Origin of the sequence: Microbulbifer elongatus (assembly GCF_020524885.1) — a bacterium.
Taxonomy (GTDB): Bacteria; Pseudomonadota; Gammaproteobacteria; order Pseudomonadales; family Cellvibrionaceae; genus Microbulbifer; species Microbulbifer elongatus_A.
Genome location: NZ_JAIVKJ010000002.1, coordinates 814814 through 831181 on the forward strand (window position 1 = coordinate 814814; position 16368 = coordinate 831181).

Annotated in this window: 14 protein-coding genes; 5 read left to right on the plus strand and 9 right to left on the minus strand. The window is 59.3% G+C overall.

The genetic code is table 11. The annotated features are described in order from the left end of the window. Positions 1–18: 18 nt before the first annotated feature. Together LC059_RS10905 and LC059_RS10910 are read right to left on the minus strand one after the other, a co-directional pair. The gene (locus LC059_RS10905; RefSeq protein ID WP_226703879.1) at positions 19–1362 is read right to left on the minus strand and encodes a UDP-glucose dehydrogenase family protein; all 1344 of its coding nucleotides are present in this window, start codon (positions 1360–1362) and stop codon (positions 19–21) included. Positions 1363–1512: 150 nt separating this feature from the next. Beyond that, complete coding sequence (locus LC059_RS10910) at positions 1513–2538, minus strand: glycosyltransferase (protein ID WP_226703880.1); 1026 nt, start codon at positions 2536–2538, stop codon at positions 1513–1515. 212 nt (positions 2539–2750) lie between these two features. On the opposite strand from LC059_RS10910, the gene LC059_RS10915 reads away from it, so the two are divergent. Next, on the plus strand, positions 2751–3695 hold the full coding sequence (locus tag LC059_RS10915) for a mitochondrial fission ELM1 family protein (protein WP_226703881.1): 945 nt from the start codon (positions 2751–2753) through the stop codon (positions 3693–3695). Further along, complete coding sequence (locus tag LC059_RS10920) at positions 3692–4792, plus strand: glycosyltransferase family 4 protein (protein ID WP_226703882.1); 1101 nt, start codon at positions 3692–3694, stop codon at positions 4790–4792. Before LC059_RS10915 ends, LC059_RS10920 begins: the two co-directional genes overlap by 4 nt. Before the next feature lie 20 nt (positions 4793–4812). Here LC059_RS10920 and LC059_RS10925 read toward each other — a convergent pair whose 3' ends face one another. The 3 genes from LC059_RS10925 to LC059_RS10935 form a co-directional block, all read right to left on the minus strand. Continuing rightward, entirely contained in the window at positions 4813–5472 is a 660-nt protein-coding gene (locus LC059_RS10925; RefSeq protein WP_226703883.1) for a YrbL family protein, read from the minus strand. Then, entirely contained in the window at positions 5469–6590 is a 1122-nt protein-coding gene (locus LC059_RS10930) for a glycosyltransferase family 4 protein (RefSeq protein WP_226703884.1), read from the minus strand. Before LC059_RS10930 ends, LC059_RS10925 begins: the two co-directional genes overlap by 4 nt. A gap of 61 nt (positions 6591–6651) precedes the next feature. Next, positions 6652–8007 carry an O-antigen ligase family protein gene (locus tag LC059_RS10935; protein WP_226703885.1) on the minus strand — a complete coding sequence of 452 codons (1356 nt, stop codon included), beginning with the start codon at positions 8005–8007 and terminating at the stop codon, positions 6652–6654. A 217-nt stretch (positions 8008–8224) separates the two neighbouring features. Here LC059_RS10935 and waaA point away from each other — a divergent pair, with 217 nt between their 5' ends. Further along, positions 8225–9565, plus strand: coding sequence for a lipid IV(A) 3-deoxy-D-manno-octulosonic acid transferase (waaA, locus tag LC059_RS10940; protein WP_226703886.1), 1341 nt, complete (start codon positions 8225–8227; stop codon positions 9563–9565). Positions 9566–9672: 107 nt separating this feature from the next. On the opposite strand, the gene LC059_RS10945 is transcribed toward waaA, so the two are convergent. Both LC059_RS10945 and LC059_RS10950 read right to left on the minus strand, forming a co-directional pair. Further along, a complete protein-coding gene (locus tag LC059_RS10945; protein WP_226703887.1) occupies positions 9673–10572 on the minus strand; it encodes a glycosyltransferase in 900 nt (299 codons plus the stop codon). 23 nt (positions 10573–10595) lie between these two features. Then, positions 10596–11501, minus strand: a complete 906-nt coding sequence (locus LC059_RS10950; RefSeq protein WP_226703888.1) for a glycosyltransferase family 2 protein — start codon at positions 11499–11501, stop codon at positions 10596–10598. Between the two features lie 229 nt (positions 11502–11730). Between LC059_RS10950 and LC059_RS10955 the strand changes: the two genes are divergently transcribed. Next, positions 11731–12630 (plus strand): glycosyltransferase family 2 protein, encoded by a 900-nt coding sequence (locus LC059_RS10955; protein ID WP_226703889.1) that lies wholly within the window; start codon positions 11731–11733, stop codon positions 12628–12630. 109 nt (positions 12631–12739) lie between these two features. Then, positions 12740–13504: a 3-deoxy-D-manno-octulosonic acid kinase gene (locus LC059_RS10960; RefSeq protein WP_226703890.1), complete on the plus strand. Its 765-nt coding sequence runs from the start codon at positions 12740–12742 to the stop codon at positions 13502–13504. A gap of 22 nt (positions 13505–13526) precedes the next feature. On the opposite strand, the gene LC059_RS10965 is transcribed toward LC059_RS10960, so the two are convergent. Both LC059_RS10965 and LC059_RS10970 read right to left on the minus strand, forming a co-directional pair. Beyond that, positions 13527–14555, minus strand: coding sequence for an NAD-dependent epimerase (locus LC059_RS10965; protein ID WP_226703891.1), 1029 nt, complete (start codon positions 14553–14555; stop codon positions 13527–13529). A 142-nt stretch (positions 14556–14697) separates the two neighbouring features. Then, positions 14698–16194 (minus strand): TolC family outer membrane protein, encoded by a 1497-nt coding sequence (locus LC059_RS10970; RefSeq protein WP_226703892.1) that lies wholly within the window; start codon positions 16192–16194, stop codon positions 14698–14700. Positions 16195–16368 lie beyond the last annotated feature (174 nt).

Below are 16368 nucleotides of genomic sequence, written 5' to 3' on the forward strand. Positions count from 1 at the left end.
CCTGGTGTGAGAGGGGGGTTACTGTCCAGCGGCCACCTGAGGGCGTCCCACGCAGTAATATTCAAACCCGGCTTCCGCCATATCCAGCGGGTGGTAAAGATTGCGCCCGTCGAATACCACCGGCTCCGACAGGTTGCTGCGTACGGTGTTGTAATCCAGTGATTTGAATTGCTGCCACTCGGTGGCGATCACCAGTGCGTCGGCGCCGGAGAGGGCGCTGTCGCGGGTGCCGCACAGCTGCAGTTCATCCCGGTTGCCGTAAATGCGCTCGCACTCGTGCATTGCCTCCGGGTCGAACGCGCGCACCTTGGCACCCATCTCCCACAGATTTTCCATCAGCACTCGGCTCGGTGCCTCGCGCATATCGTCCGTATTGGGTTTGAACGAGAGGCCCCATAAGGCAAATGTCTTGCCGGAAAGGTCCTTACCGTAGCGCTGCACAATTTTGTCTAGCAGATAGTGTTTTTGGGAATGGTTGCGCTCTTCCACCGCATTCAGCACTTTCGGGTCCAGGCCGAGTTGTGTGGCCGTCGTCTTCAGTGCCTGTACATCTTTCGGGAAGCAGGAGCCACCGTAGCCGATTCCCGGGTAGATAAAGTGGTAGCCAATACGCGGGTCTGAGCCGATACCCTGACGTACCGATTCGATATCCGCGCCCACACGGTCGGCAATGACCGCCATTTCATTCATGAAGCTGATTTTGGTGGCGAGCATACAGTTGGCCGCATATTTGGCCAGCTCCGCGCTGCGCACATCCATCACGATAACCTTGTCGTGGTTGCGGTTGAAGGGCGCATATAGTTGGCGCATCTTCTGCTCGGAAGCGTTTTCTGATGTACCGATAATGATGCGGTCCGGTTTCATGCAATCGGCTACCGCCGAGCCTTCCTTCAGGAACTCCGGGTTGGAGATTACATCGAACTCCAGATTGAGCGCATTGCGCCCCTGAAGCGTGCGAGTAACTTCCTCCCGCACTTTATCCGCAGTGCCGACCGGAACCGTGGACTTGTTGATGATGTATTTTTTGCCTTCCATATACTCGGCAATCGTGCGGGCAACGGTGAGTACGTAGCGGAGGTCGGCGGAGCCGTCTTCGTCGGGCGGTGTGCCTACGGCAATGAAAATCAGCTCGCCGTGGGCAACACCATCGGCCGCGCTGGTGGAAAAGGTCAGGTTGCCGGATTCGTTGTTGCGCTTTACCAGAGGTTCCAGGCCGGGCTCAAAAATGGGGATGTGTCCCTGTTTCAGGCGCGCGATCTTGTTTTCATCGATATCGATACAGGTCACACGGTGGCCGGCTTCCGCCAGTACTGCGGCCTGTACCAGCCCGACATAGCCGGTGCCGAATACGGTAACGTTCATGATCTTTTCTCCAAGTCCTTTCCTGTTCGGTTACCAAATACTGCGGCTGTGCGACCGGCGCTCTGGCAAAATTCTAGATGGCAAAAGTGACCACTGTGTGGTGGTGGCTGCCTGGGCGGTTACCGCCGCCCCCTTCGCTCTAACCATATATCAAGCTAGCCACACATAGTCGTGGCTGAATTTCTGTTCTGTTGCCGCCTCAACAATATATTGGGCGTACAGGGTGTTGTTCATTTCCCGGTGGAAGAAAGCCCTGCAATTTCCTGCCCAGTGGCGCCGTTTGGCGTCGTCGTGATGAAAATCCTGAATCTGGGCAAGCAGCGAGTTCTCATCGTCGAAGTAGGCCAGGGTCTCTGCCGGCATGAAATCGTCAAACCTCGCTGCCGCGTGAGTGAATGTCAGCAGGCCATTGCCGGCGAGCTGTGCGATACGGGCGGAAGAGTACCACTGCAGGCCTTCCTGTCGGTTCAGATTCAGGCCCATCTTGCTGCGCGCCAGCTTGCGGTCGTAATCCAGCCCCCACAGGGTGGGCTGATCGAACAGGCCGGGGGTGTGAAAGCGGAAATCTGTCGGCAAGTGTTCCCGCAATTGGGAGACCAGCTGCCCCCGCTCGGTGTGCTGGCGGGAGTTGCTGCAGAACAGCAGGTCGGTCTCGAGCGCGGGATCATCGCCCGCGATGGTGCTGACATCGGCATGTTCCACACTGGGGTCCACCGGGTTTGGCATATGCCATAGGCGGGCGCGCTGGCCGGCAAACCGTTTGAGTTCTCGCGGGCCGGTGGAGACAAACATGGCGTCGGCAATCCGGCATCGTTTCTCGATGTTCGCCGCATTGCGGGGTACGAAAAGCGGGTCGTTATTGCAGGCGGCGAGAATGATACCCGGGTGCCGGCGGCGGATCTCAACAAAGGTCTCATTGTCGATCAGGTCGCAGTGGCCGAACACGATCAGTTCCGGCTGGAAGGCATCTACCGTCTGCAGCAAGCGCCTGTTGGTTTTCTTTTTCCCCAGCTCGCGGATACCCAGTGGCGCCTCAAATTTGGCCACGTCGCGGTCGCTGAAGGCGAGCACATTGTGGCCGGCGCGGATCAGGCCGGTATACAGCTTGAGCGCCCAACTGACACGAATATAGCCGTACTTGCGGTGCTGGTGATTGTCGATATGAAGAATACGCATAGGCTATGTGGAACCAGCAGTAACGGCCTGTAGAGCCAAAGTGGAGGCGCAGCAGAGGCCAAAAGTCTTGATGCCCGGCATTATACTGCTGGTCACCCCGCGTTCAATTACACCCGGTAGGCGATTCAATCTCACCTGCGCCTGAGGTAGCATTCTCGCCATGATACAGCGATTACCGGAACACCGGAGCATGACAGGATGAGGCGAGAGCATTGCTGACAATCTGGCGATTCAAAGATGGCAATCGCGCTCATGAAAAGCAGAGTGCGGCGCTGGTAAGTGGACTGCGCGCGGAACTCGGCGCTGACCAAGTCGTCTGCTGTGACCTTTCAAGCGACGAGGTATCCTTGCCCTGGTGGCGCAGGCCTCCGCCGGAGCTAGCGCAACTGCCCGCTCCCGACTTTATCCTTGGTGCCGGGCATCGCAGTCAATGGCCAGTCCTGCGTGCGCGCCGTCTTTTCGGTGGGCGCAGTGTGGTGATCATGAAACCCAGTCTGCCATTGTCCTGGTTCGATTTCGCCATCGTGCCGGAGCACGACCAGCCACCTCCGCTGCAGAATGTGATACTTACCCGCGGTGCGCTCGCTGAGCCACTCCCAGACCTTCCCGCTGAACCGCATCGAGCCCTGTTGCTGCTCGGGGGGCCCAGCAAGCACTTTCACTGGGATACGGCAAAGGTGTTTGCCGTGACCGAGCAACTATTGAAACCTTCGCCTAAACGAGCCCCTAAACGAGCCTTGCAGTGGGTAGTGGCGGATAGTCGCCGTACTCCGGAAGACACGCTGGCACAGTATGCTGGCTCGGGTGTCGAACTCCAGTCCTGGCGGGAATCCCCCGCAGACTGGCTTGCGGAACAGATGGCGCGGGCTGGGCAAATCTGGGTGACCGGTGACAGTGTGTCGATGATTTTCGAGGCGCTGCAGAGCGGGGCGCCAGTGGGGGTGATCCCGATGCCCAGTCGCAATCCCCGCAACAAGATTCGCGCGGCCGTCGATCGTCTCCTGGACGAGGGGCTGGTGACGGATCGTTTCGATGCTGACCTGCTCCAGTCGGCTCCGCGCCCGCCTCTTGCCCAGCAGGTCGTGTGCGCCCGGGCACTGCTGCGGCGCAGCGGCTGGAAAGAGCCGCAACCGGCACTGTGCGGGAGCACGCTGTGATTTTGATTACTACCCAATGTTTTCCGCCGGACCGCGGTGGAATGGAAGGGCTGATGGGGGGGCTGGCGGAGGCCCTGATTGCCGCGGGGCAGGAGGTCACCGTGTTCGCCGATTACGCGCGCACGTCGGAAGCTATACGCTCAACTGGCTATGAGCTGCGTCGTTTTGGCGGCTTGAAACCCTGGCGTCGCTGGCGCAAGGCGGTGGCGGTGTGCGCGGCGAGCGATTCTGCGGGAGTGAAGGGTGTATTTGCGGACTCCTGGAAAAGTGCAGAAAAACTCGGTGCGCTCGATGTTCCCCTTGCGGTACTCGCGCACGGGATGGAGTTTCCAGCGCAGCCCTCTGCGCGCAAGAGCGCGCGTATTCGGCGCGCCTTGAGTCACGCCGATGCTGTGATTGCCAATTCGTCCTATACAGCCCGCCAGGTGGCCCCATATCTGGGTGGGGAAACCCGCTTGCTGGTGATCAACCCTCCCATTGGGCCACAGCCACCGGTATCGGAGAATAAGCTGGCGGAGTTGCATGCACGAGTGGGCAACCATTCACCGATTCTCTCTACAGTGGCGCGACTGGAGCCACGCAAAGGTGTGGACATGGTGATTCACGCACTGCCTGCCATTCGACGGCAGTTTCCGTCCGTCGTATATCTGGTGGCGGGTAGTGGCAATGATCGCGATCGCCTCGAACGCCTCGCCGATGCAGTGGGGGTGACTGATTCTGTCCACTTCCTGGGCATGGTGGACGAGGCCGAGAAAGCGGCGGTCTACGCAGTGAGTGATCTGTTTGTAATGCCGGTACGCCGCGAGGGAAATTCCGTGGAGGGGTTCGGTATCGTCTATCGTGAAGCCAACTGGTACGGGGTGCCGGTGCTGGCCGGGCGCGAAGGCGGTGCGGTGGACGCAGTGGTAGAAGGCGAAACCGGAGCGCTGTGCAGTGGTGCCGAGCAGGAAGAGGTCACCTCGGCAATTCTCGACTTGTTGGGTGACGAAGTGCAGCGGCAGCACATGGCAGCGCGCGCTGCGGAGTTGGCGCGTGGGCCTGCGCAGTGGAAGTCGGCGGTCAGTGAGTTTTTGTCCGCCCTGAAATCTGAAGGTTGAGTATAAGGTTGGGTGCCACTCTATAGCCGTTCAGCTTTTTTCCAGGGAATATGCCGATCGGAAATTTCCCAGTGGATACGCTTCCACATTTTCTCGATGCGTCGCTCGATGTAGCGCCGGCGGGATACCGCAAAATGCTCCGACAGAGGCAGGAAGTCAGCATTGCCCAGCCCGTCCACCAGATAGAGCTCCTCCTGCCCTTTACGGGTGACGACCACCAGATTGTGCGGCAGCAGGTTTTTCGTGAGCACCCCGGTGGCGCGCAGCCACTGCGAGAAACGCTCCAGTGCGCCGCGAATTGGATCATCGAGACTGAATTTTTTCAGGTAGGTCTCCAGCGTCATCGCCGGAGTGCCGTATTCATCCCGCAGTAATTCCGAGACCGCGCCGGGTCCCTCGCTGGTTTGTGTGATCCCATACCAGCGTGGCAGGTGATCCCACACCGAGCTGTCTTTCGCTGCATTGCGCAGAACCTTCTGGCGGTAACCTGCCACTTCCCGCGCGTTGTCATCGAAGCGGCTGTCACCGGTCAGGGCTTTGTACCAGGGGGCGCGCTGGCGCAGCTCCGCTACTCTGCCCGGTAGCATCACCTTCACGCAGCGGTTGGGAAAATCCGGGTGTTGATAGCAGTGGCGGTTGCCACCGGAGGCGAATGGCCTGCTGTTGCTGAGATCAATCAAGTGGCCGTTTCCGATCGCTGTTTGATGAGCCGCTCATAAAGTGCGAGCGTGCGGTGTGCCTGCTCCCTGAGTGTAAATTCCTGAGAGAGTTTCGGGCTGGCTGTTGCTTTGAGTAGCTCGATGGTTTTCTCCCGCAACTGGCTATGATTGCCGTTTTCTACCAGCCCCTGCGGGAAGCAGGCTCGCAGCGATTCTGCCGGGCCGCCGATATCGTAGCCGATCACCGGTGTTTCCATTGCCAGTGCTTCGATAACTGTTCGCCCAAAGGGCTCAGGCTTTCGCGACAGGTTGTACACCAAAGTCGCTTGCCGGTACCACTCGCGCATATCGCTGCGGTGCCCGGTAAAGGTAATCCTGTCTGCAACGCCGTGTTTCGTCGCCAGAGCGCGCAGCTCTTGCGCGTAGTGCTGTTTGTTTTTTTCCGCTCCGCCGATGATGACCCCGTGAATATCCTTCTGCTGTGTCACCAGCGCGGCGATCATGGCAATGAAATCTTCCTGTCCTTTCCAGCGGCTCAGTCTCCCCGGCAACACCAGCCAGCGACGGTCGCGCAACTCTGGAAATTCACCCAGGGCATTTTCCAGCCAGTCTGTGGGTGCGGGAATCTGTGCGGAAAATTCCTCGGTATCCACACCGCGATAAATAACCTCCGGCTCAGCCTTGAGGTCTGCCGCGTAGTTGGATATCAGGTAATCCCTCACGCAATCTGAGATGGCGATGACCTGTTCACTGCGCGCCATGATCGCGCTGTAGCGATTAATTGAATACAGGCCGTGGGCGGTACTGACCAAGCGCGGGCGAGTAGTCGGGTTGAGTTTTCTCCAGGCCAGGTAAGTGAGCCAAGCAGGCACGCGGGAGCGGACGTGCAGAACATCAGGTCGCAGGTCGCAGATCAGTCGGCGCAGGGGGCGCACCTGTAGGAGGCTGGCCAGGGATTTCTTGTGTACCGGAAGAGCAATATGCCGGCTGCCTTCCATTTCCAGTTGCTCGACAAGGCGGCCACCGTTGGAGACGACGATGGACTCGTGCCCAGCCTGAACCAGTGCACGCGCCATATCGAGGGTGCCGCGTTCGACGCCACCGGCATTCAGCGCGGGCAGTAACTGGATGACCTTCAACTCACAATTCTCCTTGGCAAACCACGATTCTCTCCATCAAACCACGATTCTTTCCATCAAATCACGATGCTGCGCGAATGGCGTCCCGTGCCAGCTGACGCTTGGCCGACCACAGTTGGGTCAGCAGGCCGCCGCCTGCCAAGGCCAGTACGTAGCGCCCGCTATCGTAGAAGAGGTAGGACTCGAACAGGTTGATGACACCAAAAAACACGGTAAATGAAAGGCAGAACACCAGATTACTGCCGGAAATCAGTCCCGCTCGGTAGTAGCGCAGGCAGCGACTGAGTAACCAGTAGACCAGTGCGGCAAGCAGCAAAAGCCCGAGCAGGCCGAAATTGACCATCAGATCCAGATAGCTGTTGTGCAGGTGGCCGAAGTTCTGCTTGATCTCGTCGGGCAAATTTTTTGAGTAATCAAAGATCAGGCTGCGGCCATTACCGCCCCAACCCACCAGAGGCCGCTCGGCAATCCATTTCAGGGCTTCTTCCCAGGTGTGAATACGGATGCCTGCGCTGTTGAATGGGATGCTCTCCGTGTCGCCCTGCTGCACCAGCGCGATGGTTTCCTGCTCGGCCTGCAGGCGTTGGCTGACGATATCCCCGAGACTCAGGTATCCAGCCAGTACCGCAGCGCTACCGGTAGCAATCGTCGCCGCGGCAATGTAGCGACGGTGGCTGTGGAAATGTTTGCGAAGGGTCACGATGCCGGCACAGGTAATGACCACCAGCGCAAACAGCATGCCCACCCAGACTCCGCGGGTCTGAGTCAGTAATAGGGCCGTGATGCAGATTGCCACGGCAAGCAGCCAAGTGGTACGAAAAATCCAGCAGCCACGACGGTTGCGCAATATTCCCGGGGCAAAGGCCAGCAGGCCCAGGGCGCCTGTGCCAAACAGCATGGCGGTGTGCTGGGCATTGTGCAGGCCAAAATCTACCCGCATTCCGGCGAGGCCCTGTTGCCACTCCTGCAAACCGTTGCCGGAAATCCACGGGGAAAGCAAAAGGCCGCACAGGGCAATGAGCCACAGTGTATAGGTGTTCCTGGCCTGACCGCCGAGCAGTACCGCGATGGGAATCATCGCAAACCAGTGGGTGAGACGGTGTACTTTGAGGGAGGACTCTGCCCACTCAGGGTGGGTCAACCAGGAGAAGCCCCAGGAAATCAGGGTTACCAGGATGGCGCCAAGTGCGAGCCAGACAATGCCTGAGCGCCGCAGGGAGGTACCGTCTACCGGGCGTCCGTAGATCGCCAGCATCAGCAGCCCGCACAGCATCGCCAGTTGGGCAGTTTTGCCCGGAATGTCGTCCAGGCTGATGCCGAAAAAACCGTAGATCAGCAACGCCGGCACCCCGATCACCGGAAGCCAGGCGCGCGACAGCAGAAGCTGATTCGGTTGCCACCAGTGCCGCGGGTCCATTCTCTGGTACGAACGGTTCGCTGTGGGCTGTTCGACTGGGCGCGAGGAAAGAGTGGTCATTGGTCGGTAGGCTCGAGTACAGCAGAGTTTATGGCTGCGGGAATTGGGTCGCACCATCGTGGCGCGTAGATGGGTTAGAATGCTACCAAACACGGGGGGCATTTCCACGGACTTTGTCCCCACTTAGCAATGTACAGGGACTCCAGCTGTAACCTTGATGCGCCATCTTTATACCTGGTTCTTTCGGCTTTCACTGCCGCTGATGTTGCTGCATCTTTGGTGGCGTGGCCGTGCCGATCCGGCTTATCGCAAGCGTTGGAGTGAGCGATTCGGCCTGGTCCCCAGACGCCCCGAAACCCGCCGTCGCTGGCGCGAGCGCTTTGGTGTGGTGCCAGACCGGGCCAGCCGTGCGCCGCTGATCTGGATTCACTCGGTATCGGTTGGTGAAACGCTGGCGGCGGTGCCCCTGATCGAATCCCTCGCCGCCCGCCATCCCCGCTGGCAGTGGTTAGTGACAACCACAACCCCGACCGGCTCCCAGCGGGCGCACGATGCACTGGAACCCATTCTTAATGGCCGCCTGCTGCACTACTACCTGCCGTTCGATCTTCCGGAATGCCTGGTTCCTTTTCTCGATGCGCTGCGCCCCAACATACTGGTGAGTATGGAGACCGAGTTGTGGCCGAACCTTCTCGCCGTATGCCACAAGCGCAAAATGCCGACTATTCTGGTCAACGGTCGCCTGAGTGAAAAATCTGCCCGCGGCTACGGGCGTTTCTCCCGTCTGAGCCGGGATATGCTGGGCCACCTCAGTAAAGTGGTGGCGCAGTACCCGGCGGACGCCGAGCGATTTATTGAGCTGGGTATGCCTGCGGAGAAGGTTTCCGCGGTGGGCAATATCAAGTTCGACCTGCATGTCGGCTCTGGTCAGATGAGTGACGCGCAGGCGTTGTCACATCAATGGCGTGGCGTTGAGCGGCGGCCGGTATGGCTCGCAGCAAGCACACATGGTGGCGAAGACGAGGTCGTTCTAGAAGCGTTTCACATTTTGCGTGCGGAGTTTCCGGATCTCCTACTGGTATTGGTACCGCGTCACCCCATACGGTTCGATGGTGTTGCGCGTCTGTGCCGGGAGCAGGGGTTGAGAGTTTCCAGGCGCAGTGACGGTACACCTCCCAGTCCGGGGGATCAGGTGCTGCTCGGTGACACCATGGGAGAGCTTTTGCGTTTTTACGGGGCCTGCGACGTGGCCTTTGTCGGTGGCAGCATGGTACCCGTGGGTGGGCACAATATGATCGAGCCGGCCGCCTGGGGAGTGCCTGTGGTTTGCGGGCCTTATCTGCACAATTTCAGCACCGTCTCTAGCTTGATGGAAGATGCTGGCGGGCTGGTTATCTGCGAAGACGCGGGGCAGGTAGCAAGGCAAGTAGGAGAGTGGCTGCGCGATGAGCCGGCGCGTCAGCGCGCAGGGGACAGTGCCCGGGAAGTGGCTGCGCAGAATAGCGGTGCTCTGGCGCGCACGGTCAGCGAAGTAGAAGCATTGATGCGCAGCATCTGACGCCTGCGGCTGAAATGCAAAAGGCCGGTCGCGCAAGCGGCCGGCCTTTTTTGATTGGCTCAGGCTTATTTTATGGGCCCAGGCCGAGGGGTACGCGGTGGCGAGACTCAGTGCTTGTCGGTCGCCTTGCGCACACTGCTGCGAATCTGCGTATTGAGCTTGCTACCGGTGTAGCGGCCCTTGCTCACGTGGCGGATGCGGTAAACGCCGGGGATATCCAGCGGCACTCCCTGGGTGCCGAGTAGCCAGCGGAAGGCGCGGTCTTCGTGGGCCTTGCACCAGCGCTCTGCAGGTTTCTGGTAGTAGCTCAAGCAATCACAGTAGCCGCCCGCGCGGGCAATATCACCGTGGGCAATCTGCAGCGGGCCGGTGGCGCGGTCGCGGGTCTGCTCTACAAAGCGGCTGTCGTCGATCCCGATTACCTGCAAATCTGCTGGGTCAAAGTTCAGCATGGGGTCGTCGTCGGCGAGCAGTGAGGTAATGCGTTCCCGGGATGGGAACACAAGGCTATCGCGACGCCCCTGCAGCAACTCTGCCAGCTGGTCGATACAGCCCTCGCGGAACATCAGGTCACAGTCGGTAAACCAGATCCAGTCCGCCTTGGTGGCCAGCGCGGCCTCGTTGCGGCCGATGGCTCTGCGGTAAAGGGACTCTTTCGGTAACTCGCACCAGTTCCAGGTGACACCCGGCACTTCCTGTTTGCCGAAGAAATCGAGCACCGCGGCAGTCCGGGTGTCTTCGCTGTTGAAGTACACGGTCATGGTGACAGTGGCCTTGGTGGGCGGGAACAGCACTAGGGAGCTCAGCTGGTATATCAGGAAGTGGGAGTACTGCCAGCAATGGCTGACAATTTCGATGTCCAGCACACCGGTGCGCGCAGCGCGCTCTTCTTCTTTCGGTAGCGGTTTCTGGAACAGCGATGGCGGCACCAGGCCGCTGGCTGCCAGGCGCAGAAAACGGCTGACGATAGGGTCCGACCAGTGTTTTTTAGGCGTGGTTGCGTGCATATCTAAGCTCATTGCGTGGGCCGTCAGGTTGCCGGCTGGTTGTCACTGGGGGGAGTGTCGCTGGGGTTAGTGTCGCTGGGTTGGTTGTCCGGGCTATAGCCACTTTCGATCAACTGACGGATGCCCCGCGGAGTTTCAACGATACCTTGTTTCGCGACCTGCAGGCGCAGGGCTTTATTGCGGGCGACGATTTTGGGGTCCGCATAGCCGCGGGGGTGATCCAGGTGGACACAGATTGCATCGAACCGCACGTGGCGAGGCTTGATGCCGGCGTTCTCCAGGCGCACGCCGAACTCGCGGTCGAGACCGCCCCAGGCCATGCGCTCATCGAAACCGTTGACCTTCAGAATGTCGTCCCGCCAGGCGGAAGCATTGGAGCCCTTCAGGTTGCAGGCCGTCGGCGTCAGCCGATTGAGGATCGGGGCCCAGCGGGCGCTGGCGCGTAATTTTAGGGTCTTGCGCCGGGTTTTCAGGCCGTTGGCCTTGAGCCAAGCGTAATCGAAGCAGCGTCCGGAGAGAATGTCTTCCCGGGTAATTTGCTCACTGGTACTCATGGGGAGCTTGAAGTAACTCCCCGAGAGGAAGTAGCCGCGCTCTGCGCGGCGCTTGTGTACCGCGAGAAAGTCCGCGCGTGGAATGCAATCGCCATCGGTAAATACGATGTAGTCACCGCGGGCCTGCAAGATAGCCTTGTTGAGAATGCGGCATTTGCGGAAACCGTCGTCTTTCTGCCAAACATGGCGGATATCCAGGCCGGTCTCGTCACGCAGACGCGCTACCAGCTCGGCGGTTTCCGGGCGAGAGCCATCGTCCGCGACGATCACTTCCAGTGGCGGCTCACTCTGGCAGCTATAGCCCCACAGTACTTTCTCCAGCCACACTGGAGAGTTGTAGGTGGTCATGATCACGGAGATCTTCATGGCGGTCATGGTGGGAAGTTCCAATGGAATCAAACGTTGTCAGAGTTTACCGCAGGTTTCGCCTGCGGCCCGGGGCCTCCATGGCGCAATCGCGGCGCATTCTAGGTTTTTTCGTCGCTATCTGCATCTTTTGGGTGGTTTGCGCTCTGGCCGGCCGCGCGCGAAGCGCGTGGATCAGTAGTCATCGGCGTGCTGCGACTTCTGGTATGCTGCGCCAAATTTTATCGGGTGCCTGAAAATGCACATTTTTGTTTTTTCTTACAATCGCGGCCCTTTTCTTGAGAATTGCATCCGCTCCATCGAGGCCTGTGCTCCGCAGTGTGGACTGACAGTCATTGATGACGGTAGCGATGACCCGGAGACGTGCCGGGTGCTGGCTGAGATTGGTCAGCGACATCGGGTTGTGGATAAAACCGCGGAGTCGGGGCACAAGCTCGGTGGCCTCTATGCGAATATGCAAGCTGCGTTCGAAATGGCAGCTGACGATGAGCTGGTGTGTTTCCTGCAGGATGATACCCAGATGGTGCGGTCCCTGACCGATGAGGATTTAGCCGAATTAAGGCAGAGCTTTGACGAGCAGCCGGACCTCGGGTTTATTTCCCCCGCGTTTGTACGCGGCATCTCGATTCAAAAGAAGGTGGACCAGGATTTCCGTTTCGACGCAGAACGTAATTTCTGGTTCTGGTACCCGCGCAAACGCTCCACTGGTACTTGGTTTTCTGCGCTACTGATTGCGGACCCGCGCCGCTTGCGTCAGGTGGATTGGCACTTCGAGGTGGGGGAGTCGGTCAACAATCGCAAAGCTGCGAAAATCTTCTGCCGAATGGCGCGTATGCGGGCGCCATTTTCCATGTGGTTGCCCAACGGCAGAGCGTATCGCGGTAAACAGAAGTCCCTGGCACTGCGTTTCGGTGAGTGGTCGCGCCGCTGTGGTCTGTACCCGTTGGAGATTATGAGTGATGCGCAAGTGCAGGCGCTGAAGACGGCGGAGCCTGCGCAGCTGCCGGTGGCAGAAACATGCCTGAAAACAACCCGCGGCAATATCAGGTCGCCCTGGGCCTACGACCCCATGCAAGGGGCTGGCTGGCTCAAGCTGCTGGATCGCTTCGAGCGCAAGTTGCGCGGGCTCTTCTCCTGAGGCGCGGAGCTTGTGTGAGTCTGGTGCTGTGGGGCTTCATTGTCTGGTACTAGAATGACAGAATTTTAATACGACTAACTAACTGGCGCGGCCTGCCCGGATACCTGTAATGAACAGGATGTGGACGCAAGGCGACGCACTGAGGGGATTTCCGGTGGGGTATCGGCAATTCAAAAATGGGCTCGCTCAGGTCATCTATGACGATGCGCTTGTCGGCGCCGACTGCGAGAAGTTGTTTCGTCGGGACTGGCTTCAGGCCAACAGCCACTGCGCAACCGTGGAACGGGGCAAGGCCGTAATGTTTGAATACAACGGCGTGGAGCTGGTGTTCAAGCAATATCACCGCGGCGGGCTCGCCGGACGCGTGGTGGAAAAGTCTTATCTGTACAGCCGCCTGCCCAACACCCGGGTGTGGCGGGAATTCAATATGCTGCGTGAAATGCGCAAGCTGGGTCTGCCGGTGCCGCGGCCAGTCGCCGCGCGCTGTGTGAGTGTGCCGCCGCTGGCCTATCGTGGGGCCATGATTACCGAGCGGGTACCAGACTCAAAAAACCTGACCGAAGTGTTGTGCGAGCGAACCCTGGAGAATGCGAGCTGGGAAAAGCTTGGGGAGTTGATTGCGCACTTTCACGCAAAAAATGTGTACCACGCGGACCTGAATGCCAGCAATATTCTGCTGACTGGTAGTGGTGATTTTTACCTGATCGATTTCGACAAAAGTGCGATTCGTAAATCCCTGTCCCGCCAGGACGCACTGTCGAATGTGTCCCGTCTGCGCCGCTCCCTAGACAAATTGCAGGGCAAGCACAGCCCGTTCCATTTCTCCGAAGAAAACTGGCGTGCCCTGGAAAAGGGCTATGCCACCGCTCAATGAGCGGCAATTCTATTTGCCGGGATCACACGGAATAGTAGTCCCGGTACCACGCCACAAACTTCTGTACCCCCTCGCGCACACTGGTATCCGGGCGGTAGCCGATGGCCTGCTGCAACTTGCGGGTGTCTGCATGGGTGTCCGGAATATCTCCCGGCTGCATTGGCAGCATTTCGCGAATGGCCTCATTCCCCAGTGCCTCCTCCAGCGCATCGATGTAAGCCGATAGCTGGGCGGGATTGCCGTTGCCGATATTGAACACCCGGAAGGGCGCATTGCTGGTGGCGGGTGAGGGTTCGGCGCTGGACCAGTTCGGATCTGCGGTGGCGATCTGGTCGGAGGACTTGATCACACCTTCGACAATGTCATCGATATAGGTGAAATCGCGGCTGTGGTGGCCGTGATTGAATACCGGGATGGGCTTGCCCTCGAGGATCAGTCGGGTGAACTTGAACAGGGCCATATCCGGACGGCCCCAGGGACCGTAAACGGTAAAGAAACGCAGCCCGGTGGTCGGCAGACGGAAAAGGTGGCTGTAACTGTGGGCCATCAGTTCGTTGGCTCGCTTGGTGGCGGCGTAAAACTGCAGCGGGTGGTCTGCCCCGTGATCCTCGCTGAACGGCATGGTGGTATTGCCACCGTAAACACTGCTGGTGCTGGCGTAGGACAAATGCGGTGTGCCGTTGTGGCGGCAGGCTTCCAGCAGATTGAAGAACCCGATCAGATTGCTTTCGACGTAGGCCTCCGGGTGCTCAATGGAATGGCGAACGCCGGCCTGGGCCGCCAGGTGAATGACGCGGTCAAAGCGGTGGCGTGCAAAGCAATCGTCGATTGCCGCTTTGTCGGCGATGTTGGCGCGGACGAATTCGTATTCCACGCTGTCACCCTGCTGGCCTGCGAACTGTTCCAATACCTTGAGGCGGTCTTCCTTGAGGCTGGTCTCGTAGTAGTCGTTGACGTTGTCGATGCCCACCACCGAGTCGCCTCGTGCGATCAGGGCTTTTGCCACGTGGAAGCCGATAAAGCCCGCATTGCCAGTAACCAGATACTTCATGAGTGTTGTCAGTTCGTAGTAGTCAGTGGGAGGGTGACTGTCATTGTAGTCAGCCCACAAAAAAGGCCGGCACTATAGCAGTGCCGGCCCTTTATTTCTGCGCACTGGATGAGTTATTTCCAGCGCCAGGTGTTTACCGTCGTTACTTGCTGAAGCCAGCCGCGCCGCTGTCGAGGATATGCGCGCGGGAAACCGGGGTGGACGGGTTCAGGCTGGCATCCAGCTGCTGAAGGTCTTCCGGTGCCAGCAATCCGGCCACCAGTTTCAGGTTCAGGGTGTTGAGAATGTAGTCGTAGAGGGCATTTGCGTAGTCGGTCTGGGCCAGGGCCAGGGTGCGCTGCGCCAGCAGCACGTCGACGATATTACGGGTGCCCACTTCATAACCTGCCTGGGTCGCATCCAGGGCGCTCTTGGCGGAAATCACCGCTTGCTCGCGGGCCTCGACACGGCTGGTATCGGTGGTCACGGCCCGGTGCAGGGTGCGGGTGTCCTGGATGGTGTTGCGCTCGGTCAGGTTGCGAATATCTTCCGCCTGGAACGCCAGGTTGCGCGCCTCGCGGCGGCTGGCGCTGAGGCGACCACCGGTATACAGCGGCATATTCAGGGTGATCGCAGCAATCTTCGTTTCCACGTCCGTGCTGATGGGCAGGTCGAAACTGTCCTCTCCCGGCACGGAGGTGGTGGAGTCCCCATCCTGGCTGTAGTCCTGGTAGCTCAGCGAGCCGGTCAGGGTGGGCAGGTGCTCAGCGGCCGCGGCGCGGGCACCGTAGCGCGCCGAGTCGGCGGCGAGGCGGGCGGCCTTGAGGGTGAAGTTGTTGGCCAGGGCAAAATCTACCCAGGAGGCGCGGTCTGCCGGGTCTGGAGCTGCCACCGCGAAGCTCGGCTGCAGGGGTGCGACCACATCGTGGTTCTTGCCGGTCAGTACAGACAGTGCGTCGAAATTGCTCAGCAGGTCGTCCTGGGCCGTGAGGCGGCGGGCCACAGAGCTGTCATACGCAGAGCGGGAATCGTAAACGTCGGTAATGGCGGTCAGGCCCACTTCAAAACGCTGCTGGGTCTGTTCCAGCTGCTTGGCCAACGCTTCTTCTTCCGCAATTGCTGCTTGCAGTACATCGTGGGCGCGCAGGACATCGAAGTAGGCGGCGGAGACGCGAATCATCATATCCTGCTGGTTGGCGCTGAACTCTGCGGTTGCCTGTTCACTGACGGTCTTGCCTTGCTTGTAGCCGAACCAGGCTGGTAGGTCGAACAGGGCCTGGCTCAATGTCGCGGAGTACACGCTCTCGTTCGTACTGGTATCGCTGTTACTGGGGATGGCGAGCACCCCGGTTTCTGTGAACGTGTAGTTAAACCGCGTTGCATCGGTACGCGTTTCGCTACGTTCGGCGCTTGCGTTGATTTGCGGCAGCAGCGCGGAGCGGCCGAGGTTCTTGGCCTCAAGGCCAGCGCGGTAATTGGCGCGATCCGCGGCCAGCTGCGGGTCGTTATCCAGCGCCTGCAGGTAGATTTCCCAGAGGGTATCGGCCTGAGCCTGCATTGCACCGAGGCCAGTACCCAGTCCGAGCACGGCGGCGGCGAGCATAGATTTGAGCGGGCGGCCGAATTGGCGCACGAGGCCCCCATTTGCACTTCTTGTCATTACTGTAAATTTCCTGTGACAGCTGCGGTCTTCAAGTTTCCGTGGCGGCGTTAATTGTTTATTGCGGCTAGGCACCACATCTGACAACACCTAGACATAACGCCCACTGCTTTCCTGTAAACCCCGCTTTCCCTTTTATTAAGGACATGGAGCCAGTCTGTAATGTGCTCTGAA